The sequence below is a fragment of the Lactobacillus sp. W8172 genome (assembly GCF_016102055.1).
Lineage (GTDB): Bacteria > Bacillota > Bacilli > Lactobacillales > Lactobacillaceae > Lactobacillus > Lactobacillus apis_A.
Genome location: NZ_JACFPG010000002.1, coordinates 209,970 through 235,164, shown reverse-complemented (window position 1 = coordinate 235,164; position 25,195 = coordinate 209,970). Strand labels below are relative to the sequence as shown.

Sequence of the window (25,195 nt, the reverse complement as noted above, 5' to 3'; positions counted from 1 at the left end):
TAAATGAGTCAAGATTTTACACCTATATTACTCGGTAGTGATATTAACGTATATGGGATGGCAAGATCCTTTAATGAAGCCTATGGAATTAGCGTTAAAGCGTTAGCGGATACTCAGCTAGCCCCAACCCGTTATTCTAAAATTGTCAGTGTTGAGCTTCACCCAGGATTTAGTGAAGATCCAACTTTTATTGAAGTAATGCGTGAGCAAAAAAAGCTCTACCAGGATCATCAGGAACCAGTTATTCTGATTGCCTGTGGTGACGGTTATGCGGAACTTCTTTCTAAGCACAAAGACGAATTAGCTGATGTCTTTGTTGTACCTTACATTGAATATGATCTGTTAGAAAAATTAATTTCTAAAGAGGGCTTTTATCAAATTGCCGAAGAGTGTGGTTTGCCTTACCCTAAGACTAAGATTATTACCATGACTGACTTTAAGGCAGAAAACTATCTTGAGTTGCCGTTTGACTATCCAATTGAGCTAAAACCAGAAGATCCAGTTTCTTGGCTTGATGTTCACTTTGAAGGACGTAAAAAGGCCTTCACAATTCACAACGAAACAGAATTGCGTGACATTGTTGGCAAGATTTATGGCAACGGCTATCAGGCTGACCTAATTGCGCAGGACTTTATTCCTGGTGACGATTCCAATATGCGTGTTCTTAATGCCTATGTTGACCGCCATCATCATGTTAAGATGATGTGCTTGGGTCATCCACTCTTAGAAGACCCAACTCCACAAGCCATTGGTAATTACATGGCAATTTTGCCTGAATATAATGAAAAATTGTATGAACAGGTTGAGGCTTTCTTGGAAAAGCTCAACTACACTGGGATGGCCAACTTCGACATCAAGTATGATGCGCGTGATGGCAAGTACAAGTTCTTTGAAATTAACTTGCGTCAGGGTCGCTCAAGCTTTTACGTAACCTTAAACGGCTATAATTTAGCTAAGTGGTATGTTGATGATTATGTTTATGACAGCTTGCAAGACAAGGAAACAGTCTATGGCAATAAGCTTAAGTCCAAACATGTTCTATGGCTTGGTCTACCTGTCAAGGTCTTTAAGCAATATGCACATGACAATGAGTCTAAACAACTTGCCGAAGAACTAATTCACGAAGGGCGCTATGGAACAACCGTCTTTTATGATAAAGACCGTAACTTCAAGCGTTGGCTACTAATGAAATATATGTTCCATAATTATAATGGCCGATATAAGAAATATTACCAAGAAAACAAAGGCCAATTTTTTGAAAACTAAATTAAGGATGATTACAGTTTGAACTGATAATCATTCTTTTTTATGTGTACCTAAATTCTATTCACCACCACGTTTTTAGGACTTTGAACTGTTAGGTGAGGGTGTTAATTTAGCGTACTTCTTGCTACACTGTTAAATGGAAATTAAAACAAGAAAGGACTGAATAAATGAAACTCACACACGGATCAAATACTGGAACCGAAGTTAAATTACGTTGGTTATTGCTAGGGGAACTAGCAACCTGGATCGGTTCAAGTTTTGTTTGGCCACTTACTTCAGTTTACTTAAATAAGCAATTACACATTAGCCTTTCAGTTATCGGGCTTGTACTTTTCTGCAACTGTGCAAGTAATGTTTTGGGGTCATTCACTGCTGGGCGTTTGTATGACCGCTTCAATCCATATCCGTTAATTGTTGCTGGATTGGGCACTGATGCTGTGGTCCTGTTTTTTATGGCCTTCTTTCATGGCTGGCCAGCTTACTGGATTTGGCTAATTATCACTGGGTTTGTTAGTGGTTGGAACGGAACAATGATCAATTCCATTTCCACCAGTATTAAGAAATATCCTGGGCGCTATGTATTCAACTTGATCTACTTTGCCCAAAACGTCGGTACTGTTACTGGAACTCTGCTCGTTGGTTATCTCTATGACTTCTCAATTGAGTTCCTGTTCTTATTCGCTTCTTCATTATTTGCAATTGCCTGCGTTAATGCGGCAATTCACTACCGGCCAATTATTAATTTTCATAAAGAACGCAAAGCTAAAAGTAAGGGAGCAAGCGGTAAAGTTAAAGCTGAACCAATGCCTAAGTACAACGTCATGTTGATGGTCGGCTTTCTGATTTCACTAGCAGTAACTTGGCTAATGTACATGAACTGGGAATCAAACCTATCGGTTTACATGGTTTCACTTGGAATCCCGTTTCATTTATACAGTTTACTGTGGACGCTTAACGGTGCAATTATTGTGACTGTCCAGGTTATTTTGGCTCGTTTTCCGCGCCTATTTAAAAATCTGTTCCAGCAAATAATATTTGGGACAACGATGTTCGCTCTTTCATTTGCGACACTTATTTTTGCCCATGACTTTGCCCACTTTGCTTTGTCGATGGTGGTGTTAACGTTAGGAGAAGCCACAGCGTTTCCTGCTGTCCCAGCTTACATTAATGACTTGTCACCGATGACCAGTAAGGGTAAGTATCAGGGGGCAATTAGTGTTGCGCGTGGAATAGGTCAAGCCTTTGGCCCACTATTTGGAGGGATGATGATTGATCATGCAGGTTACATTCCGTTCTTCATTACGGCTGCAATTTGCATTTTCATGATGGTTTTATTGCTAATTCCTGTTCATGCAAAATTGCGTAGGCACATTAAAGTCTTCAAGTGATTTGTAAAGGCTTTTTAACACTTATTAATTGATTAAAATGATAATATTAATTTAGTGTATTTTTAATTTTAGAAAAAGGGGAGGACTCTCTCAATGAAAAATATTTCGGCAATTCGTGGCGGTAGCGGCAACGTCATTGAACCAAAAGTTGGCACAAGACCTCAGGATAACTTATACCTAGCTGTTAACTCTGAGTGGATTGAGAAAACTAAGATTCCAGAAGATCGTTCACGTATGGCATCATTTGATGGTATTGACGTTAGCGTTGAAAAGCATTTAATGCAGGATTTAGCTGATTTTGCATCTGGTAAAAAGGAAATTCCTGATATTCCTAACTTGGATGAAGCAGTTAAGCTCTATAAATTAGCATGCGATTTTGACAAGCGTAATAGAGAAGGTGCTGATCCAATTAAGGACGATTTAGCTATTCTTGACGGCATTAAGGACTTTTCTGACTACAACTTAAATGCGCCTGCCTTATCAACTTTTGCTTCAATCCCATTTGGCTTTGATGTTTCACCTGACATGAAGAATACTAAAGTTAATGCTTTGTATTTTGCAGGTCCAGGAACATATTTACCAGATACTACAACTTATCAAACTCCTGATGCACCAAAGCTATTAGACATTTTACAAAAGCAATCAGTTAAGCTTTTAACCATGGCTGGTATTGATCAAGCTAAAGCAGAAAAATATGCAGAAGATGCTATTAAGTTTGATGCTAAGCTTTCTAAGATCGTTAAGTCTACAGAAGAATGGGCAGATTATCCTGCTACTTACAATCCAATGAAGATTGCAGACTTTGAAGCTAAGTTTGATCAATTCAAGATTGCTTACTACTTGAAAGAAGCAATTGGCGAAGAACCAGAACGAATTATTGTTGAAGAACCACGCTACTTGGATCACATTAACGAAATTATCAATGAAGAAAACTTTGATGAAATCAAAGGCTGGATGATTGTTAACTTTATTAATGCTGCAGCTCCTGCTTTATCACAAGAATTTCGTGAAGCAGCGTTCCCATTCAGCCAAGCATTAAATGGTCAACCAAAATTAACAAGTGGCGAAAAGCAAGCTTACCAATTTGCTAACTCAGACTTCAGCGAAGTTGTTGGTGTGTACTACGGCAAGACATATTTTGGTGAAGATGCCAAAAAAGATGTTGAAGAAATGATTCATCACATGCTTGACGTTTATAAGGATCGCTTGCAAAACAATAGCTGGTTGTCAGAAGCAACTAAAGAAAAGGCCATTGTTAAGGTTAACGCTTTAGAGCTAAAGATTGGTTACCCTGACAAGATTGAAGAAGTTTACAATCGCTTAAAGGTGGTTCCAGCTAATGAGGGTGGTAGCCTTTATTCAAATGAACGTGCATTTGGCATTGTGGAGCAAAAGTACAATCTTGAACAATTGCACAAGGAAGTTGATCGGACAGTTTGGGCAATGCCTGGTAACCTCGTTAATGCATGTTACGACCCACAAAGAAACGACTTAACATTCCCTGCTGCTATTCTTCAGGCCCCATTTTATGACTTAAAACAAGACCGTGCTACTAATTACGGTGGTATCGGTACTGTTATTGCCCACGAAGTTTCACACGCCTTTGATAACAATGGTGCACAATTCGATGAAATTGGTAACATGAAGAACTGGTGGACTGACGAAGACTACGCTGAATTTAAGAAGCGTACGCAAGCTGAAATTGACCTGTTTGATGGTATTGAATATGGTCCAGTTACTCTTAACGGTAAGCAAATTGTTTCAGAAAACATTGCAGACCAAGGTGGTTTAACTGCTGCAGTCGAAGCTGCTAAGAATGAGAACGAAGACTTGAAGAAATTGTTCGAGAACTTCGCTCGCATTTGGGCTAACAAGCAATTGACTGAATCAATTAAGAGTCAAACTGCAGTTGATGTTCACGCTCCTGGTCCATTACGTGCTAACGTTCAGACTCAATGTCAAGATGACTTCTACAAGGCTTTTGATGTTAAGCCAGAAGACGGTATGTGGTTAGATCCAGATAAACGCGTTTATATTTGGTAATATAACTTAAAAGACAAAAAACAGTAAAATTAAAAGTCCCATTTCTGTTATAGAAATGGGACTTTTTTGATGTTGCAGATGTGTTTTAGTAAGGGAAGCAACTCTTTCTTTAAGTTATTCGCCTAATACTTTACCTTCTTTATCCAGCAAGCTTACACGCTTATCATTTTTGTCCTTGAGCTTCCAAAAACTTTCACTGTGGAAGCTTAGAGGACTATTATCCGGCTCGATTTTCCAGCCACCTTCTTCTTCGAAAGAGTCAGTGCGATATTCGCGCTCAAATTTCTTGAGGTAAAGGCCTTGCTGAGTAATCAATTGATCAACTATTTTTAGTGCTTCACCAGAGAGATTTCCAAAATAGACATCACAGCCATCCTCAATTTGCATTAAGGAATATTTACCATCATTTTTAAAAAGAATGGTTAGTCCTGACCAGTTTTCCATAATCACTTCTTGGATGAGTTCTGCTAAACTATCTAGTTCCAACTCTTTCAGGTCGTCATCAATCAGGTCAGGATAAACTGGATCGTCACAGTCATTATCCAAATAGACAACTGACTCATAGTAATAAAGAATAGTGAAAGCAGTAAAAATAATACCTTTAGCAAAACCTTTTTTATAGTGTTTTTCTAAATAATCAGCTAATTCCGCGAAGTCCGCATTCTGAAAAGTAATGGGAACAAAGTCAACGTAATAACTATCTTTGTTTTCGCTGAGTATCTTATTAATTATTTCGTAGTCTTTTTCAACTGACATCGGTAAGTTCTCCTTGATTTAATCAATATTTTTAACTTTTTTGAAAAATAAACCTTGGTGAGTTACTAGCTGTTCAATCATCTTTTGTGCTTCCCCAGAAAGACCAAAAAAATGTGTACTGTATTCATCTTCGATACTCATTACAGAAATGTGGTCTTTGTCTTCGGTTTGAAAGAAAATATACAAACCCATGCGGTTTTTAATTATTTTGTCTCTAATTTCTTTAGCGATGCTCTCCAAATCAGTATGGCGCAAGTCTTTATTAGTATATTTTTCTAAATAGTCATCGCCAGCTAAGAAGACTGCTGAATCATAATAACAAAGAATGGTAAAAGCAATAAAAATAATCTTTTTGGCAAAATCTGGTTTGTAATTAATTGCCAAATAATCAGCTAGTTCAGCAAAATCCTCATTCATAAAAGTGATAGGAACAAAATCAACATAGTAATGACCTTGATTTGTTTCAGATGAACAATAAGCATCAAATAGTGTAGTAGCTCGTTGTTCATCGATTAGTAGTTTATCTTTCACAAATTATCCCTCCATATATAAAACTAACACTACAGTTATTATATTTTAAAAAGCTAGAAAATGACAGTTCAATAATAGATATGCGTTTGCTTTTGATTTTTAACTTTTTCATTCTAAAGTTTATAATGTATTTATTGTATAAAATTATTCTCAGTAATAGAAAAGAAAGTTAAGTTCATGAAAGATAACCAGCAAAGTAAAAAAGATTTCTACGATATTTTTAAGTATACAGTTGTTTTATTCATCGCCTTTGTCGTAATCAATTTTTTGTTAACCAAGTTTGTAATAGTTAAATGCTCTGTATCAGGCATTTCAATGCAACCAACTTTTGAAAATCAAGAGCGCGTCATTGCTTATCGCCATAGTGAACTAAAGCGTAACGAAGTTATCATTCTAAAAGCTCCTGATGAACCAAAAGCGTTTTATATCAAACGAATCATTGGCTTACCAGGTGATACAGTTACTGCAAAGAACAATAAGATTTATGTTAATGGCAAAAAGATTGACCAGAGTTATTTAGAACCTGGCTTTAAACTGATAGACCATGAGGATGGTTTCAATGGTACGCACTACTCTGACACTGGAAACTTTTCAATTCGCTCGTTAGCAACTAAAAAAGACTATAAGAAAATTTATACGGCAACGCAGTTGAACTTGATGAGAAAAACTAATAAGGTTCCGAAAGATTCATACTTTGTATTGGGTGACCACCGGAGTGTATCAAAGGATAGTCGTTACATTGGAGCAATTCCTAGAAGTAAAATTGAAGGTGTAGTCAAAGTTCGATACTGGCCACTTAACCGACTTAGTTTGTATTAGTGACAATACGTTGGACACAATTTTATCGACATAAAAAAGCATCTGAAGATTTTTCTTCAGATGCTTCTTTTTTATTCAGTTTCCTGATCTTTTAAATTAGAGTAGTCCTTTGGTGCAACGCGCTTAATGTGCAATTTTGTCTTAGGACGGCCCAGAATTAATGGGACTTGCTCAACCACCGTATCGGTATATTCTAAGCCAAACCAAGATGCTGGATTGGAAGACAAGTTTTGTAGCCAGATACGAGCTTTTAGCATTAGCTTTTCAAAGCCTTTAAGTTTGGTAAGTGGGCTGAAGACTTCATTAACGATAACGAATGAGAAGTCTCCAACTTGGCGACCAGGCGTAGTAGTGTAATCCTGCGGTTGTGCTTCAATTGTTCCATCCTTGATTAAGTCCTGAACGATTTGCCGTAAGTAAACATTCACGCTGGTTTGCTTTTTAAAACCTAAGAAAAGCTGAACGTTGATGACATTTTTGGTGCCATATGTATTAACCGCATAGCGCGCAGTGTAAGGCTCATTAGTAATGTTAACTGATACGAACCAGTAAGCAGCAGCTCTTTTTGGTCGTTTATCCAAAATGGAGTACATGATTTCACGTTTAATAAATTTGTTGTACTTCACCTTAGCCATATAGACCAAGTTAGTTGCGTATACTGGATAATCATCATCATGACTTAAGTCAGTCAACATATCAGTGTATTCGTCCAAACGGACATAAGTTTTTGCCCCTTCGTGTTTATCACGTACTTTGTTACCGAAGTACCAAATGAACATGATTACACCGATAAAGCCGGCAATTAAGACAGTTACGTAACCGCCGTGCATAAACTTGGTTAAACTTGAAAGCAAGAACATGCCTTCGATAAAGCCAAAGACAAGCAAGAAGCAAAGACGCAAAATAAATGGATGATGCTTAGAAGCCAAGTACTCGAATAAGAGCAGGGTGGTCATTAACATGGTGACCGTAATCGACAGACCGTAGGCTGCTTCCATGTGTTCCGAAGTACGGAAGAAAAGAACGACGCCAATGGTTGCGACACAGATCATCTTGTTAACAGATGGAATATAGATCTGACCATGCTCGGTGGTTGGGTAGTTGATTTTCATCCGTGGTAAAAACTTCAAACCACTGGCTTCAGATACAAGTGTGAATGAACCAGTAATCAAGGCTTGTGAGGCGATAATTGCGGCAATGGTTGCCAAAATGATGGCAAATAATCGTAAGTTAGCTGGCACGGCCTCGAAGAATGGGTTTAATTCGCCACCGTTAGTTTGATAATTAGGGTTTTGCAAAATCCAAACACCTTGACCAAGATAGTTTAGGGACAAGCAAACAAATACGTAAGGCCAGGAGCCAAGGATATTACCGCGGCCAACGTGACCAACATCTGAATATAGTGCTTCGGCACCGGTAGTTGCCAAGAAGATTGAACCTAGAATGAAGATACCGGCTTTGTTAGCAGGGCTGAATAAAATTTTAATTGCCCATACAGGATTAAGTGCTTCGATAATTGACCAGTCATGAGCCATATTGCTAATACCGATTACACCTAAAAAAGTGAACCAGACCAACATTATTGGCCCAAACGCTTTACCGATACTACTGGTTCCCAACATTTGAATTGAAAACAGTATCAGCAAAATGATAATGGTAATCACAATGACGGAGTTCTGATTAGGAACAGGAACACTACTGCCAAAATGCATATTTTTCAGACCTTCAATTGAGGTCGTAACGGTAACTGCAGGTGTCAGCGTTCCGTCGGCAAGTAGTGCAGCCCCACCAATTAAGGCAGGCATGACCAACCATTTAGCTCGCTTACGAACGAGTGCATATAAGGCAAAAATACCACCTTCACCACGGTTGGTTGCGTTAAGTGCAATTATGACGTATTTAACAGTCGTTAATAACGTAACTGTCCAAAAAATCAGTGAGATTGAACCTAAAATCAATTCGCGGTTAACGTTGGCGATGCCGCCGTTACCATTAACAATCGACTTCATAACATAGAGCGGACTAGTTCCGATATCACCGTACACAATCCCAATTGTGATTAACAAACCGGCCGCGGAAATCCGCTTCTTCTTGTGATCCATAGTAATCTGATACTCCCATTAGACTATTTCAAGATTTTATTTAATTAAGTAAAAAAGAATGTCAACCGACATTCCCATTTAAGTACCTATTTTGTTCTTTTTTTCGTAATAGTACAAGTAAATTATGATAAAGAAGTAGAAATATTATTACGACGGTCTTCGTACCAGTTGTCCCAATCGCTGTATGAAGTCATTTCTTCAGGCTTAATACTATCTTGCTTAACAATTTCGTCTATTATATTTTGGAAGTTGTTAGCGTGGTATTGCAAAGCATGCTTAACCAATTCATTACGTGAAAATTTGATGTTGTCCATTACATAGTGGTTAATATCAACCATGTTTGAATCAATATCATAAGTGTTCATGATTTCCAAGTCACGTTGATTGAATTTAGCAATGTAGAAGTCAGTGAAAACTCTTAAATAATCAGGTTGTTCAGCAAACTCTTCTTCAGGCATTGTTGTCCATTCAGCCTCAGGCATGACAACCTTTAATTCTTCATTTTCTTGTTCTTGTTCATTATCTTGCTCTTTGATATTTGTTTCTTTTTCAGTCAAAGCAGACACCCCTTTAGTAAAAATAGGAAACGTGAAAGTCAATAGTCATTTTACAGAGTTTAAGCGGTAAAAGCAACTATACAGTAGCTACTTGAAAAAAACCTAGTAGCTCATTTTTTCAGTTAGTCAAATTATAGCATTATTGTTGCACATGATTAAATGGCTAAAAATGCCCAAGTTAAAAGCGTCTTAGCTAAAATACTTAGACGCTTTTAAAACTTTTCTTCATTATAAAGTATCAATTATGGTTTTAGATAGTTTTGCACATCATTCTTAGTAATTTGATCAGGATTTGCACGTCCAGATTTACGGTAAAGATCGATTAAGTCTTGCGGACTCCATGCCATACCTTCGTAGCCAAGTTTAGTTACACGTTTACGCAGTTGAACAATTTGGTCATTTGTAACGGTTTGACCGTGAACCTTGTGGTCGCCCATTGAGCCTTCACCAGTTTTACCTGCATTACCAGTGTCACCGCCATTAGAATTGGCACTGGTAGAACTACTATTAGAAGAAGATTCAGCTTCATTCTTATTATCTTTAGCAGCCTGCTTGTTCTTATCAAGGCCATCGCTAGCTTGTTTCTTATATTTAGCGTAGTACTTGCCATCAATATAAGGTAGGTCTAACACCTTTTGGTATTGGTCAGCAGCTTGATCGTACTGCTTGTCATCTTCGTTTTGCTTAGCAGTTGCAAAAATTGGTTTGATTTCGTGTTCATAATTGTCTTGAACATCCTTGATGGTCTTAGTCAGCTTTTTACCGTGACTGACTAAAACGGAATAACCGTTGCTCTGCTTAATGACATCATTAGTCTTGGCAAGGGCATCGTTGTATTCACCATCTTTAGTTGCTTTAATTGCGGCCGTCATGTTGTCAGCTTGTTCTTTGTAAGCTTGTGCTTGATTGGTCTTCTTAATCGAAAGGGCCTTATCAAATGCATCACTTGCTCTAGTGTAATTTTTATCTTTAACGGCTTCTTTACCAGATTGAATGGCACTGTTATAAGAAGCATCTACTTGATTGCTATTTGATTTTTGTGTTGCGTAAAAGACGCCACCACCGAGGGCAATAATGACCACAGCTGCGATCGTCCAAATCGTGGATTTTTTCATAATAGGAATTTATCCTCCTTACTAATTCTTACATTAATTATAGAGGGTTAATGTTTGTTTGACTACCGATACACGTTTTTTTGCCAATAATATAAAAAATTCTCAAGAAATTTGTTACACTTTGCCGTCTCATTTCGTTAGTAATAGTGTAAGACATCTAGCGCGCTACTTCTTACATTGTTAGTTTCAATAATTCAATCAAAAGGATGGTAAAAATATGAGTTTAGATTTATTAGAGCAAACAATCCAATACACTTTCTACAATCAACAAGATGGCAAAGATAATATTAAGTCGCGTGCCTTTAAAAATGTGAAAAAGGGTGCGTCTGCTGCTGGTTTGGCTAAGGTGGGGGATGCACTTGCAGGTTTGCAAGGTGCTGACTTGACTGCCGCAACCTTAATTCAAAAGCAAGCAATTCCGCTAATTGACACCGTTAACTAAAAAAGATTTTTGCTAGCTAATTAAATAATGGGAAAGAAAAGGAGCGAGATTAATTTGGTAACTAAATCAAAAACTTTACAATTAGTATTTTTAAATGGTGATGATAAAAAGGTCACATTGGCCTTACCGGATGCCGCTGATCACTTGACTTCAGTAGAAGTTAAAACGGCAATGAAGACAATTGCAGAAGCTGATGCATTTGCAAAAGATGGAGTTGATGTCTATAAGATTCCACAATCTGCTTCATATGTTGAACGTGTGGTTACAAATTTGTTCGATGATTCTGCGGGTAATTCAAAAAGGGTTGCAACTGTTCAAACTCACAACTAGTTTGATTAGAAAAATCAAAAAGTTTACTAGTCGAAGATAATTATTTATTAAAAAGTCATGCCTTGTTTAATTAGGCGTGACTTTTTACTTTAGTTCCTGTTAATTTGTTAATGTTTTGTAAAATTAATGTTGCATAAAATAATTTAAGAACACTGGCTGATTTTTAAAAGTAGAAAAATAATTGCTACATAAGCTTTTGCGAATTAATTAAAAAATAATTTTTGCAACAATCTGTAAGCGTTTATTACAAAAGTGTGTAAAATATCCGCTCACCTTGCAATTTTAGCTAAAGGTAGGTACAATATGAAATGTGGTAAGTAATAGCTATGCTTCAGGCACGTAAGTCTGTACGCATGCGCGTTCTTCAGCCTGAAAGCTACCTCATAAGAGTTATAAACTTATGGATTCGGCTTGAAGGATGTTGTAACAATGTAGGCTCTAAACGACTGAACCTATAGCCTATTACTATTTTGTATATACACAAGGAGGAAAGACCACATGAAGAAAAATTTAAGAATTGCTAGTGCTGCTGCAGCTGCTTTATTAGCTGTTGCACCAGTTGCTGCTTCTACTGTATCAACTGTTTTAGCTGATACTACTGTTACTGTTGAAGGTGGTACACAAACTAACCCAACTACTTCAGCTGAGTTGATTTTGAATGTAACTAATGCTGCAACTCTTGTTGATGGTGATACACCAGCTAAGGTTGCTGCCTCAATCTCAACACCATCTATCCCTGCTGGTGCTACAGTTGCTCCAGCCAAGGCACAAGTATATGTATTAAATGCATCTACTGCAACTACTGACAAGTTAACTGCTGGTACAACTTACGTTGTTAAGGTTAAGGTTAACATTACTGGTTTGACTAGCCTTGCAGGAAAGAGTATTACTGTTAATGGTTCTAAAGTTAATGTAAACGCACAAGGTATTTCAGATGAAATTGAATTAACTAGTGCTTCATTCACTATTCCAGATAAATCTCTTGTTGGTGCTCCATTCCTTATGGAAAAAGCTACTGATGGTAAACCAGCAGTAGCGGTAACATCAGGCTCAGTAGATCTTGATGCAAGTGCACTTAGTGTTGACGGTATAGTAAAAGCTATTACAGACAAGTATGCAGTAGCAAACACTAATGCTGGTGCTGCTGGTGCTGCTGAAGTTAACTGGGATGTTAAAAAAGATGTTCGCGCTGCTCTTAAGGCTGCAGGCATTACTGTAAAAGCTGATGGTTCATTTACCAAACCAGCAACTGCATTCCCAGTTACTTTAAACTTAACAGCAACTAATGGTGCTACTTCTACTGCTGTAATTACTGTTAACCCTGCTGCAGTGGCTGATACTAGTTACCCAGTAATTTCTTACAAAGGTGGAAATTACAACAATGGTCAAACTATCGTTCTAGATGCTAATGAGAGCTTTGACTATGTTTCAGTAAACGGTGACATTAACAAGACTGCTCTTGAAGCTGCATTTACTGCTAAGGTAAGTGGTACTAACTCAGCTACTTTGAAGCCAACTTTTGATTACTCAAAGGTTAACACTAAGGTTGCTGGAAAATACCCAGTAGTTGTTAGTGCAACTAACGCTAATAAGAAGACTTCTAGAGTTACTTTCATGTTAACTGTTGGTGTTAAGGGTGCTTCATACAAGACTGTTCAATCAGACGGCGATGTACCAGTTTACGAAATCAACGGTAACACTGTAACTGACACTAAGACTGTTGTTAAGAACGGTGATCAAATTGCTGTCTTTGGCAACCCAATCACGGTTGGTGACAAGACTTATGCACGTATCAATAGTGCAGATTCTAACAAGTACGTAGAAAGCAAATATGTTGACGGTACTTTCAAGCCAGCTAACAAGGTTGCTAAGAAGGTTATGCACAATGCATACATCTACGACAAGGACCACAAGCGCGTTGGTACTAAGACTTTAGCAGCTTACTCAAACGTTAACGTTTACGGTGCAGCTACTAAGCTTGCTGACGGTAGCTTGGTTTACCAAATCGGTGACAACCAATACGTAATGGCTGATAACATCGATGGTACTGTTCGTACTTTAACTCACAACGCTTACGTATACAAGACAAGTACTAAACGTGCTGACCGTCGTGTATTACGCAAGGGTGCTAAGGTTACTACTTACGGTACACCATACAAGTTCAAGAATGGTGTTTCATACTACCGTATCGGTGGCCCAGCTAAGCAATACGTTAAGGTTGCTAACTTTTAATTAATTAGTTAAATTAATTACAGAAACGGAAACGACATTAGTCGCTTCCGTTTTTTGTTTCCTCTTCTATGAAACCGATAACAATTTGTGTATAATTGTATAGGTAAAATCAAATAGAGAGGACTGAATGAATGTTAGCAAAGAAGCAGCAGACTTTAAATCTACCGCGAGAAAAGGAACACCGTGTGTGGTCCAAGGATATTTTGCGACAAAAAGTTGGAGTAGATCAAACAATTGAGATGTATCTTACAAAAGATGCAAATTATCAAATTAACCGGGATACGATTGCGATATATGAATTCCAGAAGGAACCGCTATTAGGTAAATATAAGAGTGTAATTTTTGATTGTCAGGAAGGGATAGTCTTATGTCAAAATAGTACTCGCTCATTATTTACTGCTTTTGGACAGAAATGTCTTTTAGCCGGCTTGGAATTTCAACGTGATTTTGCCAGTAAATTAAACCTGACAAGCCGTAACATTATTGCTACAGGGAGACTGGCATATTTCTCATTGCGGAGTTACAACTCAGGCAGTATTGATTGGGTATCATTGCATCAGATGATTGGTTTTCGAGCCATTAACATATCCTCTGTTGTATTTAAAACGGTACCCTATGGAGAAATAAGCTATATTTTTGCTTATTATGATTGTAGTCGTTATGTGGTTGATCAGGTTTCCAATAGTCTGGTTTATAATCATATTCTCTGTGAGATGCTAATTGCGCACTTTGAGCAGTCACTTGGTTGGCAAGTGCAGCGGCCTACGGGAGAATCCTTAATAGATCAGCCGGAGTACTTTCATCCCCATGATCCATACAATGACCTAGCAATTAAGCCATTACTGCTCGAATTACAGGATAAAAGACAGCAACGATATGGTCGCTGTTTAGCTGATTATTTGGAATTGCCGTTGTTAACTGAATTTCATCGGGCAGTTAGGAAGGCTACTCAGCGCCGTGATACCCTATTTTGATAAAGAAGCGAATTAATTTTGGGTTAATTCGCTTTTTGTTTACACTTTTTTGGCACGGATTATTGGATTTATTAATCCTCAAGTAGCACAGGGCTATGTTTTACTCTTGAATTAAGAATGCGGTTAACTCAATTGTTACCGCTTACGATTATTGTTTTTACGCGGTACTAATAACTTGCTAGGCTACTATATGCACAAGCGCTTGTGACACCAAAGATGAAAAGGAAGATGTCACAAATGGAAATAAGTCAACAAGCTTTTTTACAAGCATGGGAGAACCAAAAACTAGTTAGAGGCGCACTGAAGCACGCACATGTGAGACAGGACTATACTAATTATGAGGATTTTTTGCAGGAAGGGATTATTACTTATGCGCATATGCTCACCCAAAATCAAACCCTTCCACGTGAAGAAGTCGATCGAAACAGTTTTCGCAAGATAATCTGGCGCACAACGGACTTGTTACGCAAGGAGCAGCACTCATCTGAACGTGAGAGTGAACTGATAGACCTGCAAATAGTTGAAGAGAAACATAATTGGGATAATTATTTAGCATTAGAAGCAGAGCTACCATACTTGTCTGACATAGAGCGGAAGCTATTTTTAAAGCACCTGATTGAGCGTGAGTCGGTTCAACAGCTTAGTAGGCAGATAGGTGTTAGCAGGGGTCAATTACAGCGTATTAAAAATCAATTATTAAATCGATTACAGGAAGTTTTAGAAAGATAACTTTTTCTTGTAATAAAAGTCGAGCTATATTACTTTTTGACTACAATTAAATGCAATCTATTGTTTCTCGTGAAATTGCTCGATACAATAAAGATGTCGATTAAGGAGGCAAACACACATCTATGAAAAAGAAACTAATCACTGGTTTTTCGGCGGCGTTACTCGCTGCGTCAGCTGTAATTCCGGTTACCAACAACTTAATTGCCGCTTCGCCAGCTCGAGCTGATCAAGTTTCAGCTGCTACAGCAACAGAAACAACTTTTTTAAATACGGCTACCAGACAGGCACAGAAGGTCGCTAAGAAGTATGGCCTATATCCATCAGTAATGATTGCACAAGCAATTGTTGAGTCGAATTGGGGTCAATCAGGGCTTGCAGTAAATGCTAATAACTTATTCGGTATGAAGGCCGATGATAGTTGGCCAGGTGGTACTTATTCCGCTAAAACGCGTGAAGAAGACAAGAACGGCAAGAGTTACTATGTCACTGCTAAATTCAGAAAATATAAAACCTATCAAGAGTCCTTCGATGACAATGGTAAGAAGTTGCGCCTAGGTGTTTCTTGGCAACCTGACCGTTATCAAGGCGCTTGGCTTGAAAAAGCGTCTTCATACACCGCTGCCACCAAGGCATTGACTGGAACGTATGCAACAGCCAATAACTACAACACAATTTTAAATAGTCGTATTACTGCTTATAATCTTACGCAATACGATCCGACAATTTCCAACGCGTCTAAGTCCTATGTAGTGAAAAAAGCTGGTGCTACCTATGCTTGGCCAACTGACCACTCAGTTTCTGCTAAAACAAGCTCAGTTAATAAGGGTGATGCGGTAACCGTAACAAAGACTATCACTTTTTATAACGGCAAAAAACGGATGTACATCTCAGGCAAAGGTTGGGTTAATGATACATTGTTAGATGCTGGTAGTGCACTGCCTCCTGCTTCTCAAGCACCTAAAGGTGATGAGAAGGTTAATAAGACCTTGATGCACACTTCTTACGTTTATGACGCGGAAGGTAAACGCGTTAAGGGCATGAAAGCAATTAAGGCTGGCGATGAAGGTAAGGTCATCGCAACCTATGGCACTAAAAAGATTAATGGCAAGAAGTACTACCGAATCGGTGAAGATCAATACATTGCAAGTGGCAACATTGACGGCACTTTTAGAACATTAAAGAAGAACTCTTACGTTTATAACGATTATGGCAATCGCGATAATATGAAGGTCTTGAAGAAGGGGCAATCAGTTGCAACATATGGTGCTGCAATAACAATTTATGGACACAAATACTACCGGATCGGTGTTCATCAGTATGTAAAGAAGGCTAATTTTTAAAGTAAAAACCAGCTAACAAAAAGAAATGAGGAATTAACGTTTAGAATGAAGATAAAGAAACTAATAACTACTGTTGCTATCGGAGTAGGTTTAGTTGCGCCTGTTTTTAAAGTCAGCCAGACTCAGACAGTTGAGGCGGCATCGATTAATGCAGTTGCTAAGCAAAACAGCTATGTTGGGGAAACTTACTTGTACAAGATGTTGCAAACAGCCAACATCAAGTACAACAAGTTTTATGCCAATGGCAACATTATCAAGTACAGAAAAGGTAAGCCAGAAGGAATTGTAATTCACGAAACAGCAACACCAAATGCTTCTGCATATAATGAAGCTATCTACTTCAACCGTGAATGGATGAATATGTATTCCTACGTTCATGCCTTTGTTGACAGTAAACAGGTAATTCAAATGATGACACCAAATTATGGTGTCTGGGGTGCTGGTGCAGTTGCCAACAGTCGCTACATCCAAATCGAACTTTGCCAGGAAAACACTAGAGATAAGTTTGCCAAGAGTGTTAACAATGATGCAATCTATGCAGCTAAATTGTTGCACCGTTATGGCATTGTCCCAACTAATGCTTCAAACACTGGTCAAGGAACAATTTGGTCACACCACGCAGTTTCTCGTTTTCTAGGCGGAACCAATCATACAGATCCAGATGGCTATTTTGCTAAATGGGGCTACTCAATGGATGATTTCTTCTCCTTGCTTAAGTCTTACTACAATCTTCAAGCTGGTGAAACAGATTCCTCTACTGGTCAAGACGGCGTGTCTGACAGTGACAACACTGCTACTGATCCTGTTTCACAAGCGCCAACAGGTAAGAAGAAGTTGATGCATGATGCTTACGTCTATGATGCAAATGGTCAACGTACTAAAGCACCACTAAAGACTGCTGGTGTCGAAGTAAACGTAACGGCTACTAAAATGATCAATGGTAAGAAGTACTTGCAAATTGGTGAAAATGAATATGTTGTTGCAAGTAACATCATTGGTACCTCAAGAGTTCTAACTCATAACGCATATATTTACGATACTACTGGCCTACGTGCTGACAATACTAAACTATTGCGTGGCACTAGTGTTCATACTTACGGTGGTAGAATTAATATTGCTGGCCAAGTCTACTACGCAATTAGTGAAAATCGCTTCGTTAAAGCGGCAAATTTCTACTACGCTAGTTAGTTAATTTTTAAAGACTACCAAAAGAGCTAATCGCAAATTTCTATTGCGATTAGCTCTTTGTTACTTTGTCTTCAATTTTTTAAGTAATTAAATAGATTGCAAACTATTACTAAAACTGAATTGTTGTCCGTTTTGCTTGATACTATTTTCGTGTATAATTTTCACAGTATTTAAGGAGGCTTTTCATGGCACAGCTATCTTTATTCTTGGTTGTTTTGTTTGCTTTAATAGTGCCGATTATGATGGCACGGCTTAAAGTAACGGCAATCCCAACTGCAGTGGCAGAAATCATTATTGGCATCATTTTGGGTGCTAGTGGCTTTAACTTTGTTCAACCAACGCATGACTTAAATTTTTTATCCAGTTTGGGTGTAATTTTGTTACTATTTCTGTCAGGGATGGAAATTGATTTTGAATTATTGAAGCCTGGCAAAAAAAAGTCAGATCAGCAAGTCGATCCTTTGAAAACAGCGATTAGTGCCTTTATTGGTGTTACTGTTTTGTCGGTGTGCCTGGCGCTTGTCTTAAAGATGCTAGGGCTATTTAGTGATGTAATGCTCGCAACTATTATCTTTATGACCGTAGCCTTGGGAGTCGTAATTGCGACACTAAAAGAAAAGGATATTTTGGGACGACCAGTTGGACAGACTATTTTGTTAACAGCTGTTTTGGGTGAGGTTATCCCACTGATTCTTTTAACAGTTTACGCCGCAATCAATGGTGGTAACACTAGGCAATTATGGCTGATTATTCTATTGTTTGGCGCGGCAATTTTATTATTGTGGCGCTTTAAGCAACCATATTTATGGTTTGCCAAGGTAACTAAGTCGACAACGCAATTAGATGTGCGCCTTGCCTTTTTCTTGATTTTTGCCTTAGTGACAGTTGCTGAAAAAGTTGGCGTGGAAAATATTCTTGGTGCCTTTTTGGCAGGAATTGTGATGAAACTGCTTGAACCTAGTCATGAAACGGCAGACAAATTAACATCGATTGGTTATGGCTTTTTCATCCCGATTTTCTTTATCATGACGGGAGTAAAGCTTAATTTAAGGTCATTGTTTGCTCATCCTAGTTCATTGATTTTACTACCTGTTCTTGTTGTATTTTTGCTCTTAGCTAAACTACCAGTAGCCCTGATTTTTATGAAAAAGTTTGGTTCGCGTAATGGTCTTGCTGGTGGCTTTTTGACGGCAACCACAATTACAATAGTTCTGCCAGCACTAGAAGTTGCACGTAAGCTAAATGTCATTTCTCGACTTCAATCAGACGTCTTTATCTTGGCAGCTGTTATCGTCTGTATTCTTTGTCCAATTTTGTTCAACGCTCTTTTTAAATTGCAGCCTGAAGATCGCATAAAAGAAGAAGTTGTCATTATGGGGACTAATGCGCTAACTGTGCCAATTATGCATGATTTGCACGACAACTGGTATTCCGTGAAAATGTATACGACAAGCAGTGAACACTACGATATCTATAAGAGTCGGGTGCCCAACTTAACTTTGTTACCGCATTTAGAAGAAGCTGACCTTGATCAAGCCGGTGCATTCAGTGGCAATATTTTTGTTGCTGCTTTACGCTCGGATGAAACCAATTTACATTTAGGTGAGCAGGCAAAAGCAAGAGGTAAATTTAAGCGAATCATTATTTGTCAAAAACGGGCAGATATTGCCAAGGTAAATGAACTACGGCAAAATGGCATGGAAGTTTATGATTTAAGTAATGTGACTTCATCATTATTGCGTGCGTTGATTGAATCACCGGGAGTATATAGTGTACTAACAGATACAAAGAATGCTGTTTACTCAGTTGTTGTCCGTAATATGAAGTATTCAGGCCGTGAACTAATGGACTGGGATTTAGCTAAAGATATTACTGTCAGCCGTATTCGTCGTGGGCAAAAGTGGCTGGTTCCACATGGCCATACTGTGATTGAGGTTGGTGACGAATTAATCTTTTCTGCTAAATATGAAGCAGCAGATCGGGTACGCCGAATTGTTGGTAAAAAATAGTTTAAATAGCTAATCAATTTGATTGGCTATTTTTATGTAGACTCACACTTTAGTGCTTGCTAGATACAAAAATCTAAATTTTATAATTACTTTTTAGGTTAAAAAGCTAATAAAGGGTTTAGCTCATATTACGCCATTTTTTAGCTCATATTACTTTATAGATTTGTAGTGACAATGCAGTTAATTATTAATACTAAAATATTAAATACTGAGGAAGATTATTTTATTTAAACTTATTTTGCCTGTACTATATAGCTGCATGTAATTATCTATTTGTATATAGTGTTCAAATATAAAAATGCAACGATATTATTAACTATATCGTTCTTAATACTAGCTATATTGGGAACAATAGAGTAAATGTAAAACTAGTGTGAGGTTTTTAAGAGATGAGTAAAAATAATTTTTACAAAAAAGTAATCGTTTCCGTTGCAGGTGCAACATTGTTATTAATTGGTTTAAATCAAGTTCCAAAAAATGTTATAAACAGCATACCTACCGAGGTCCGTGCAGCTCAAAAGGCTAAGGTAATTGGGGCTAATTCTGCTGTCTATAAACAAACAGACCAAAAAGTTATTAAAACCAAAAAAATCATTAGAGTCGGCGAAAAGATTCGTGTATATGGTCGAAAGACAATTGACGGCAAACTCTATTACAAGATTGGAAAAAAACAATATATCAAAGCTTCAAATGTCGATGGCAAACAGCTTCAAGCAGCTAAAAATACAGTTTTGTATACCAGAAGCGGCAAAGTAATTAAGAATAGTAAAATTCTTAAGGGGCAAGACGTTAAAGTCTATGGTGGACAAGTAACCATAAAGGGTAAAAAGTACTATTCAACAAAATATGGTTATATCAAAGCAAGCGCACTGGTTGGCATGATACAGCCTACTGAGCCTGATAAGGAACCAAATGAGGGATCTACTACACCTAGCACACCAGCAAGTGATGGATTAAAAGATAAGAAAGCAGCAGCTAATACTGAAGTTAAGAAGGCTGCGGAAGATGCAGTTAATGCAATCGAGACTAGTCCTTTATCAGCTGATGATCAGATGGCTGCAATCGATCGAGTTAATAAAATTGTCCAAACAGCAGCTGATACTATTAATAACGCACAATCTGAAAAAGAGATAACTAGCGCCCAAAAAGATGCTATTGATGCTTGTCAACTTGAACCAAGCAAAATCGAAAGCACCGATTTAGCAACAAAAGCTGGCGAATTCGTTATTAGTACAGCAGGCGGTGATGCAGCTAAGGTAAAAGCTGCATTAGATAAGGCTAAGGAAGCAATTGTTAATGCAAAAACACAGGCTGAATTAGACAAGGCAGAAACAGATTTACAAAATGATCTTAATGCAGTAGTTCCTTTTGCAAAGCAACAAGAAGCAGCAATTAATGCAATCAAGGCAACTACCCAAGCAGCAAAATACAAAATTAATAATAATGAAAATCTATCAGATGATGATAAAGCAACAGCAAATGCTATAATTGATACTATCGCTGAAGCTTTATTAAGTGATGTACAAGATGCCACAAAGGCTTCAGATTTAGTTACAGCAGTAAATACAGTGCAAGCAGCATGTGCACAGATACCTACTGATTCAGAGAGCACACGTTAATCAGATACTTAAATTTATTCTTCAGTAGTCAAAAATAAATAAAAAGACCATAAGCTTATCCCAGATTATTGAATCTAAATGATTTAAGTAATTAGGTAGCTTAGGCCTTTTTATTAAAAAACACAGCTTTTCTAAATTAATAGAATAGCTGTGTTTTAGTTTGTCTTATTTTAATGTGATTACTTTGCTACCGACTTTTTCGCTTGTGCCAGCACATTCATGACCGTGATGCTATGATCATATAATTCATTAGCGGTTTTAGTGTCGTGGTTATCAATGATCTTAACAAAGTCATTGAACTCACTAGCCATCCGGTGCTTGTAATGATTAAATTCAAAGCTATCAGTATCGCCATTTCTCAACTCAATGCTGAAGCGATCAATCACACCAGTTGAGCCGTCAAAGAAAATTGAACCTTTTTCTCCCTCAATAAAGGAACGTGGAGTAGTGTAGCAATCTTTTGAGGCAATTAGACTAGCCTGCATTTCAGGATAAGTCAGATTTAGAATACCTGAAGTATCGATTCCTTTTTGCATCACAGGATAGTATTGCACGGCTTCTGGCTTGCCAAAAAGTCCAACGGCTAAATGAATATTATAGATATTTAAATCCATTAACGTGCCGCCGTCTTTTGCAGGATCAAAAACTGGTGCGATTTTTCCTTCTAGGAAATCATCGTAGCGACTAGAATACTGCGTGTAATTAAGGCTAGCGATATGAATAGGCGCAATTTTAGAAAGAGCACGTTTAATTGCTAAGTAATTTTCTAAATGAATATTAGTGATTGCTTCAACGATAATGACGTGATGTTCATCAGCTAATTTTTTCAATTCCTTTGCTTCAGCAACCGTAGCAACGTATGGCTTTTCACAAATCACGTTTTTGCCATTTAGGATAGCCTGTTTAACTACACCGTAATGTAAGGAGTTAGGGACAGCAACATAGACAGTATCGACGTTTGGATCACAATAGAGCTCGTCATTATCGGAAAAAACTTCAGCAATCTGATATTGCTCAGCTAAATCCTGTGCAATTTGTTTGCTGCGTGGAGTGGTTGAAATAGCTGCTAGTTCTAAGTCGGCTATTTTATCCGCAGTTGTCAAAAAATCATGAACAATTTTTCCACTACCAATAATTCCTAGCTTCATCGATATCCTCCATTAAATTTACTTTGATTTTGCCTTTTTGGCATTTATAACCTCATCGGGTAGTTTAAGATCATTATACCCATCAAAGTGATTTGTGGATATGGTCTCACTAAATTTCATTAATTTTGCCAATTTTAAGGTAACATTGCCAGTATAGCCAACAAGTTTTTCATCTTTAATTGTGTAGGCAAATTGGATGTTGGTAAACTTGACACTTTTCTTGAACTCCTTAATTTCTTTCTTACTAAATTTAGCTTTTTTGTAAAACTCCAGGAATAGCTTTTTCATTTTAGATGCACTTACATTAACAGTTAGGGTGTACACGCCATCTTGATCTGGTCCAGACAATTCACTATTGTCATCTAGAGCTTTAATAAACAAATCACTGGTTTTGGTATATGTCTTAGGATCGCTCAAGAGATTAAATAATTGAGCCTCTGCACCTTTAGGCTTCTTTTTTGAAGGCTTTGGTAAGGTCGTGTATTCCCACTTACCCTTATTTTTGCTGTAAAGACGATTAGTTTCTTCTGAAGCCCACATTTCCTCAGTTTCACTCGTCTTTTTGCCGTAGCTAGTCTCTAGTGTTACATGAGCTAAGGCAGGATTAATTTTTAATTCACTATTTATCTTGAGTATAATTGGCTTTTCCTTGTTAACCTTTACATTAAAAGTAGCATTTAAGCCTGCACTTTGGGTTTCTGGTGAACCTTTTTTAACAATTGATACTGCTTGTTCTTTATCAAGAGCAGCCGAAACATTGTGTGTTTGACTTAAACCTCCTGCTAGGAAGGTTAAGGTTAATAATATACTAGAAATAACCTTTTTAGTTTTCATAATTTTTCTCCTTGTTTAATCTTAATTTAATCATGATTCTACAGTAATTAATTAATCTAGTCTATTCTTTTCGATAAAAAAACACTATTTCTTCAAGAAATAGTGCTCTTTTTTATAAATTTAAATTACTTTTTCTTATTTTCTTTTGGTAGTGGCTTACCATCTAGCGCATTGTTAGGAACCTTCAGGAAGTCGTGGCGACCAAAGTTACTATAACTTTGTCCTGCACTCATTTTCATCATCTTACCAATTTTGAGGTTAACGGTATAACTGAAAGTGGATAACTTAGTGCCTTTTACTACCAGCTTCACGGTCATGTCTTCAAATTTGCCTACTTTAGCTAACTTTTGATAGATTTTTTGCTGCTGTGGACTTTGGGTATTAGTTGTAAAGATTGGCGCAACTGCAGCCTTCATGATTTTTTTATCAATGATTTTTGCTGTTAACGTGTAGGTTTTACCAGAACGCTTCATCTTATAAGCATCAGTTAAACCCTTAGGTGGATTCATTAACATTTCGTTGTTTAAAACTGCATCTAAAACGTCGGCATATGAGTGACCGGACATTTTTTCAATTTCAGTTTTATACCATGTGCTCTGACCATTGATGTAAAGATTACCGGTGTTGCTAATCCATTCATCCATGTTATGAATTTTACCCTTAGCTTCGGTTTGGTAGTTAACGTGAAAGACGGTTGGGTCACCACCGAATGAATAGTTAGAAGCAACGACTTGACTAGAAGTGTCAGTTTTCAAATTGACAATTTGCTTTGCTTCACCACTCTTGAAGGACTTCTGTGATTTTTGGATGACTTGCGTTTTAGTTAAAATTGGATCAGCTTGCTTTTTTTGTTTAGAGCAACCGCTAGAAACCAGTGCAACGACAACGCCTATACTTAACAATACTTTTTTGAATTTCATCTTGGTTAGATATTCTCTTTCCTTATATTCATTAATATCTCTATTGTATCGTAAATCAAAAATTTAAAAAACGATTTTTAGCTCTAAACCCTATGAAAACAAAATTTAAATGTGTAAAATAGTAAGTGAAGCTTTTAATTTGCAAAGGAGATATTTTTTCATGTCGAAATTAGTTTTAATTCGTCACGGCCAAAGTGAATGGAACCTTGAAAACAAGTTCACTGGTTGGGTTGATGTTAACTTGTCAGAAAAAGGTGTAGAAGAAGCAAAGAATGCAGGTAAGTTAATTAAGGAGCACGGCCTCAAATTTGACCAAGCTTATACCTCAGTTTTGACTCGTGCAATCAAGACTTTGCACTTCGCTTTAGAAGAAAGTGGTCAACTTTGGGTTCCTGAAACTAAATCATGGAGACTTAACGAACGTCACTATGGTGGTTTACAAGGTTTAAACAAAGAAGCAACTGCTGAAAAATATGGTGACGAACAAGTTCACATTTGGCGTCGTTCATACGATGTTTTGCCACCAAAGCTTGAAGATGATTCAGAGTTTAGTCAAGTACATGACCGTCGTTATGCAGATCTTGACCCACACATCATTCCTCGGACTGAAAACTTAAAGGTTTGTCTTGAACGAGTAATGCCATTCTGGGAAGATCACATTGCACCAGACCTATTGGCTGGTAAGAACGTTATCATCGCTGCTCACGGTAACTCACTTCGTGCTTTAACTAAGTACATTGAAAACATTTCTGATGAAGACATCATGAACTTAGAAATGAAGACTGGTGAACCAGTAGTTTACACATTCGATGAAAAATTAAACGTTACTAACAAAGAAAAGTTAGACGACTAA

22 protein-coding genes are annotated in these 25,195 nt (G+C 37.5%); 14 read left to right on the top strand and 8 right to left on the bottom strand.

The genetic code is table 11. The features are described from left to right. Positions 1–3 precede the first annotated feature (3 nt). The 3 genes from H3R21_RS04660 (at position 4) to H3R21_RS04650 (ending at position 4,697) form a co-directional block, all read left to right on the top strand. Positions 4–1,266 carry a carboxylate--amine ligase gene (locus tag H3R21_RS04660; protein WP_198183358.1) on the top strand — a complete coding sequence of 421 codons (1,263 nt, stop codon included), beginning with the start codon at positions 4–6 and terminating at the stop codon, positions 1,264–1,266. A gap of 167 nt (positions 1,267–1,433) precedes the next feature. Then, positions 1,434–2,654 carry an MFS transporter gene (locus H3R21_RS04655; RefSeq protein ID WP_198183356.1) on the top strand — a complete coding sequence of 407 codons (1,221 nt, stop codon included), beginning with the start codon at positions 1,434–1,436 and terminating at the stop codon, positions 2,652–2,654. A 93-nt stretch (positions 2,655–2,747) separates the two neighbouring features. Continuing rightward, on the top strand, positions 2,748–4,697 hold the full coding sequence (locus H3R21_RS04650) for a M13 family metallopeptidase (protein ID WP_046307844.1): 1,950 nt from the start codon (positions 2,748–2,750) through the stop codon (positions 4,695–4,697). Between the two features lie 114 nt (positions 4,698–4,811). Here the strand turns inward: H3R21_RS04650 and H3R21_RS04645 are convergent, their stop codons facing one another. Then, complete coding sequence (locus tag H3R21_RS04645) at positions 4,812–5,453, bottom strand: hypothetical protein (RefSeq protein WP_198183354.1); 642 nt, start codon at positions 5,451–5,453, stop codon at positions 4,812–4,814. Positions 5,454–5,471: 18 nt separating this feature from the next. Next, positions 5,472–5,984, bottom strand: coding sequence for a hypothetical protein (locus tag H3R21_RS04640; protein ID WP_278953950.1), 513 nt, complete (start codon positions 5,982–5,984; stop codon positions 5,472–5,474). 177 nt (positions 5,985–6,161) lie between these two features. Between H3R21_RS04640 and lepB the strand changes: the two genes are divergently transcribed. Continuing rightward, positions 6,162–6,803, top strand: a complete 642-nt coding sequence (gene lepB, locus H3R21_RS04635) for a signal peptidase I (protein ID WP_046307842.1) — start codon at positions 6,162–6,164, stop codon at positions 6,801–6,803. A gap of 71 nt (positions 6,804–6,874) precedes the next feature. Here lepB and H3R21_RS04630 read toward each other — a convergent pair whose 3' ends face one another. The 3 genes from H3R21_RS04630 to H3R21_RS04620 form a co-directional block, all read right to left on the bottom strand. After that, positions 6,875–8,905 carry a KUP/HAK/KT family potassium transporter gene (locus tag H3R21_RS04630; RefSeq protein ID WP_198183352.1) on the bottom strand — a complete coding sequence of 677 codons (2,031 nt, stop codon included), beginning with the start codon at positions 8,903–8,905 and terminating at the stop codon, positions 6,875–6,877. Positions 8,906–9,027: 122 nt separating this feature from the next. Next, on the bottom strand, positions 9,028–9,462 hold the full coding sequence (locus H3R21_RS04625) for a hypothetical protein (protein ID WP_198183350.1): 435 nt from the start codon (positions 9,460–9,462) through the stop codon (positions 9,028–9,030). 242 nt (positions 9,463–9,704) lie between these two features. Beyond that, complete coding sequence (locus H3R21_RS04620) at positions 9,705–10,577, bottom strand: hypothetical protein (RefSeq protein ID WP_198183348.1); 873 nt, start codon at positions 10,575–10,577, stop codon at positions 9,705–9,707. Positions 10,578–10,794: 217 nt separating this feature from the next. Between H3R21_RS04620 and H3R21_RS04615 the strand changes: the two genes are divergently transcribed. The 9 genes from H3R21_RS04615 (at position 10,795) to H3R21_RS04575 (ending at position 21,440) form a co-directional block, all read left to right on the top strand. Beyond that, positions 10,795–11,019: a DUF1659 domain-containing protein gene (locus tag H3R21_RS04615; protein ID WP_198183346.1), complete on the top strand. Its 225-nt coding sequence runs from the start codon at positions 10,795–10,797 to the stop codon at positions 11,017–11,019. 54 nt (positions 11,020–11,073) lie between these two features. After that, entirely contained in the window at positions 11,074–11,349 is a 276-nt protein-coding gene (locus H3R21_RS04610; protein WP_232352316.1) for a DUF2922 domain-containing protein, read from the top strand. 498 nt (positions 11,350–11,847) lie between these two features. After that, on the top strand, positions 11,848–13,581 hold the full coding sequence (locus tag H3R21_RS04605; protein WP_198183343.1) for an SLAP domain-containing protein: 1,734 nt from the start codon (positions 11,848–11,850) through the stop codon (positions 13,579–13,581). 131 nt (positions 13,582–13,712) lie between these two features. Continuing rightward, complete coding sequence (locus H3R21_RS04600) at positions 13,713–14,555, top strand: hypothetical protein (protein ID WP_198183341.1); 843 nt, start codon at positions 13,713–13,715, stop codon at positions 14,553–14,555. A gap of 216 nt (positions 14,556–14,771) precedes the next feature. Beyond that, the gene (locus H3R21_RS04595; protein ID WP_198183339.1) at positions 14,772–15,284 is read left to right on the top strand and encodes a sigma-70 family RNA polymerase sigma factor; all 513 of its coding nucleotides are present in this window, start codon (positions 14,772–14,774) and stop codon (positions 15,282–15,284) included. A gap of 122 nt (positions 15,285–15,406) precedes the next feature. Next, positions 15,407–16,624, top strand: coding sequence for a glucosaminidase domain-containing protein (locus tag H3R21_RS04590; protein ID WP_198183337.1), 1,218 nt, complete (start codon positions 15,407–15,409; stop codon positions 16,622–16,624). Between the two features lie 45 nt (positions 16,625–16,669). Continuing rightward, entirely contained in the window at positions 16,670–17,812 is a 1,143-nt protein-coding gene (locus tag H3R21_RS04585; RefSeq protein WP_198183335.1) for an SLAP domain-containing protein, read from the top strand. Positions 17,813–17,997: 185 nt separating this feature from the next. Next, entirely contained in the window at positions 17,998–19,821 is a 1,824-nt protein-coding gene (locus H3R21_RS04580; protein WP_198183333.1) for a cation:proton antiporter family protein, read from the top strand. 389 nt (positions 19,822–20,210) lie between these two features. Further along, on the top strand, positions 20,211–21,440 hold the full coding sequence (locus H3R21_RS04575; RefSeq protein ID WP_198183331.1) for an SLAP domain-containing protein: 1,230 nt from the start codon (positions 20,211–20,213) through the stop codon (positions 21,438–21,440). Positions 21,441–21,619: 179 nt separating this feature from the next. Here the strand turns inward: H3R21_RS04575 and H3R21_RS04570 are convergent, their stop codons facing one another. The 3 genes from H3R21_RS04570 to H3R21_RS04560 form a co-directional block, all read right to left on the bottom strand. Next, the gene (locus H3R21_RS04570) at positions 21,620–22,588 is read right to left on the bottom strand and encodes a Gfo/Idh/MocA family protein (RefSeq protein ID WP_198183329.1); all 969 of its coding nucleotides are present in this window, start codon (positions 22,586–22,588) and stop codon (positions 21,620–21,622) included. Positions 22,589–22,606: 18 nt separating this feature from the next. Next, positions 22,607–23,422: a DUF6612 family protein gene (locus H3R21_RS04565; RefSeq protein ID WP_046307826.1), complete on the bottom strand. Its 816-nt coding sequence runs from the start codon at positions 23,420–23,422 to the stop codon at positions 22,607–22,609. A 125-nt stretch (positions 23,423–23,547) separates the two neighbouring features. Next, a complete protein-coding gene (locus tag H3R21_RS04560) occupies positions 23,548–24,342 on the bottom strand; it encodes a DUF6612 family protein (protein ID WP_198183327.1) in 795 nt (264 codons plus the stop codon). Between the two features lie 160 nt (positions 24,343–24,502). Here H3R21_RS04560 and H3R21_RS04555 point away from each other — a divergent pair, with 160 nt between their 5' ends. Continuing rightward, on the top strand, positions 24,503–25,195 hold the full coding sequence (locus H3R21_RS04555; protein ID WP_074425900.1) for a 2,3-diphosphoglycerate-dependent phosphoglycerate mutase: 693 nt from the start codon (positions 24,503–24,505) through the stop codon (positions 25,193–25,195).

Bases quoted from the DNA above. Each gene is read 5' to 3' on its own strand.
- H3R21_RS04660 (WP_198183358.1), top strand. From the start codon at position 4: ATGAGTCAAGATTTTACACCTATATTACTCGGTAGTGATATTAACGTA.
- H3R21_RS04655 (WP_198183356.1), top strand. From the start codon at position 1,434: ATGAAACTCACACACGGATCAAATACTGGAACCGAAGTTAAATTACGT.
- H3R21_RS04650 (WP_046307844.1), top strand. From the start codon at position 2,748: ATGAAAAATATTTCGGCAATTCGTGGCGGTAGCGGCAACGTCATTGAA.
- H3R21_RS04645 (WP_198183354.1), bottom strand. From the start codon at position 5,453: ATGTCAGTTGAAAAAGACTACGAAATAATTAATAAGATACTCAGCGAA.
- lepB (WP_046307842.1), top strand. From the start codon at position 6,162: ATGAAAGATAACCAGCAAAGTAAAAAAGATTTCTACGATATTTTTAAG.
- H3R21_RS04630 (WP_198183352.1), bottom strand. From the start codon at position 8,905: ATGGATCACAAGAAGAAGCGGATTTCCGCGGCCGGTTTGTTAATCACA.
- H3R21_RS04620 (WP_198183348.1), bottom strand. From the start codon at position 10,577: ATGAAAAAATCCACGATTTGGACGATCGCAGCTGTGGTCATTATTGCC.
- H3R21_RS04615 (WP_198183346.1), top strand. From the start codon at position 10,795: ATGAGTTTAGATTTATTAGAGCAAACAATCCAATACACTTTCTACAAT.
- H3R21_RS04605 (WP_198183343.1), top strand. From the start codon at position 11,848: ATGAAGAAAAATTTAAGAATTGCTAGTGCTGCTGCAGCTGCTTTATTA.
- H3R21_RS04600 (WP_198183341.1), top strand. From the start codon at position 13,713: ATGTTAGCAAAGAAGCAGCAGACTTTAAATCTACCGCGAGAAAAGGAA.
- H3R21_RS04595 (WP_198183339.1), top strand. From the start codon at position 14,772: ATGAAAAGGAAGATGTCACAAATGGAAATAAGTCAACAAGCTTTTTTA.
- H3R21_RS04590 (WP_198183337.1), top strand. From the start codon at position 15,407: ATGAAAAAGAAACTAATCACTGGTTTTTCGGCGGCGTTACTCGCTGCG.
- H3R21_RS04585 (WP_198183335.1), top strand. From the start codon at position 16,670: ATGAAGATAAAGAAACTAATAACTACTGTTGCTATCGGAGTAGGTTTA.
- H3R21_RS04580 (WP_198183333.1), top strand. From the start codon at position 17,998: ATGGCACAGCTATCTTTATTCTTGGTTGTTTTGTTTGCTTTAATAGTG.
- H3R21_RS04575 (WP_198183331.1), top strand. From the start codon at position 20,211: ATGAGTAAAAATAATTTTTACAAAAAAGTAATCGTTTCCGTTGCAGGT.
- H3R21_RS04570 (WP_198183329.1), bottom strand. From the start codon at position 22,588: ATGAAGCTAGGAATTATTGGTAGTGGAAAAATTGTTCATGATTTTTTG.
- H3R21_RS04565 (WP_046307826.1), bottom strand. From the start codon at position 23,422: ATGAAAACTAAAAAGGTTATTTCTAGTATATTATTAACCTTAACCTTC.
- H3R21_RS04560 (WP_198183327.1), bottom strand. From the start codon at position 24,342: ATGAAATTCAAAAAAGTATTGTTAAGTATAGGCGTTGTCGTTGCACTG.
- H3R21_RS04555 (WP_074425900.1), top strand. From the start codon at position 24,503: ATGTCGAAATTAGTTTTAATTCGTCACGGCCAAAGTGAATGGAACCTT.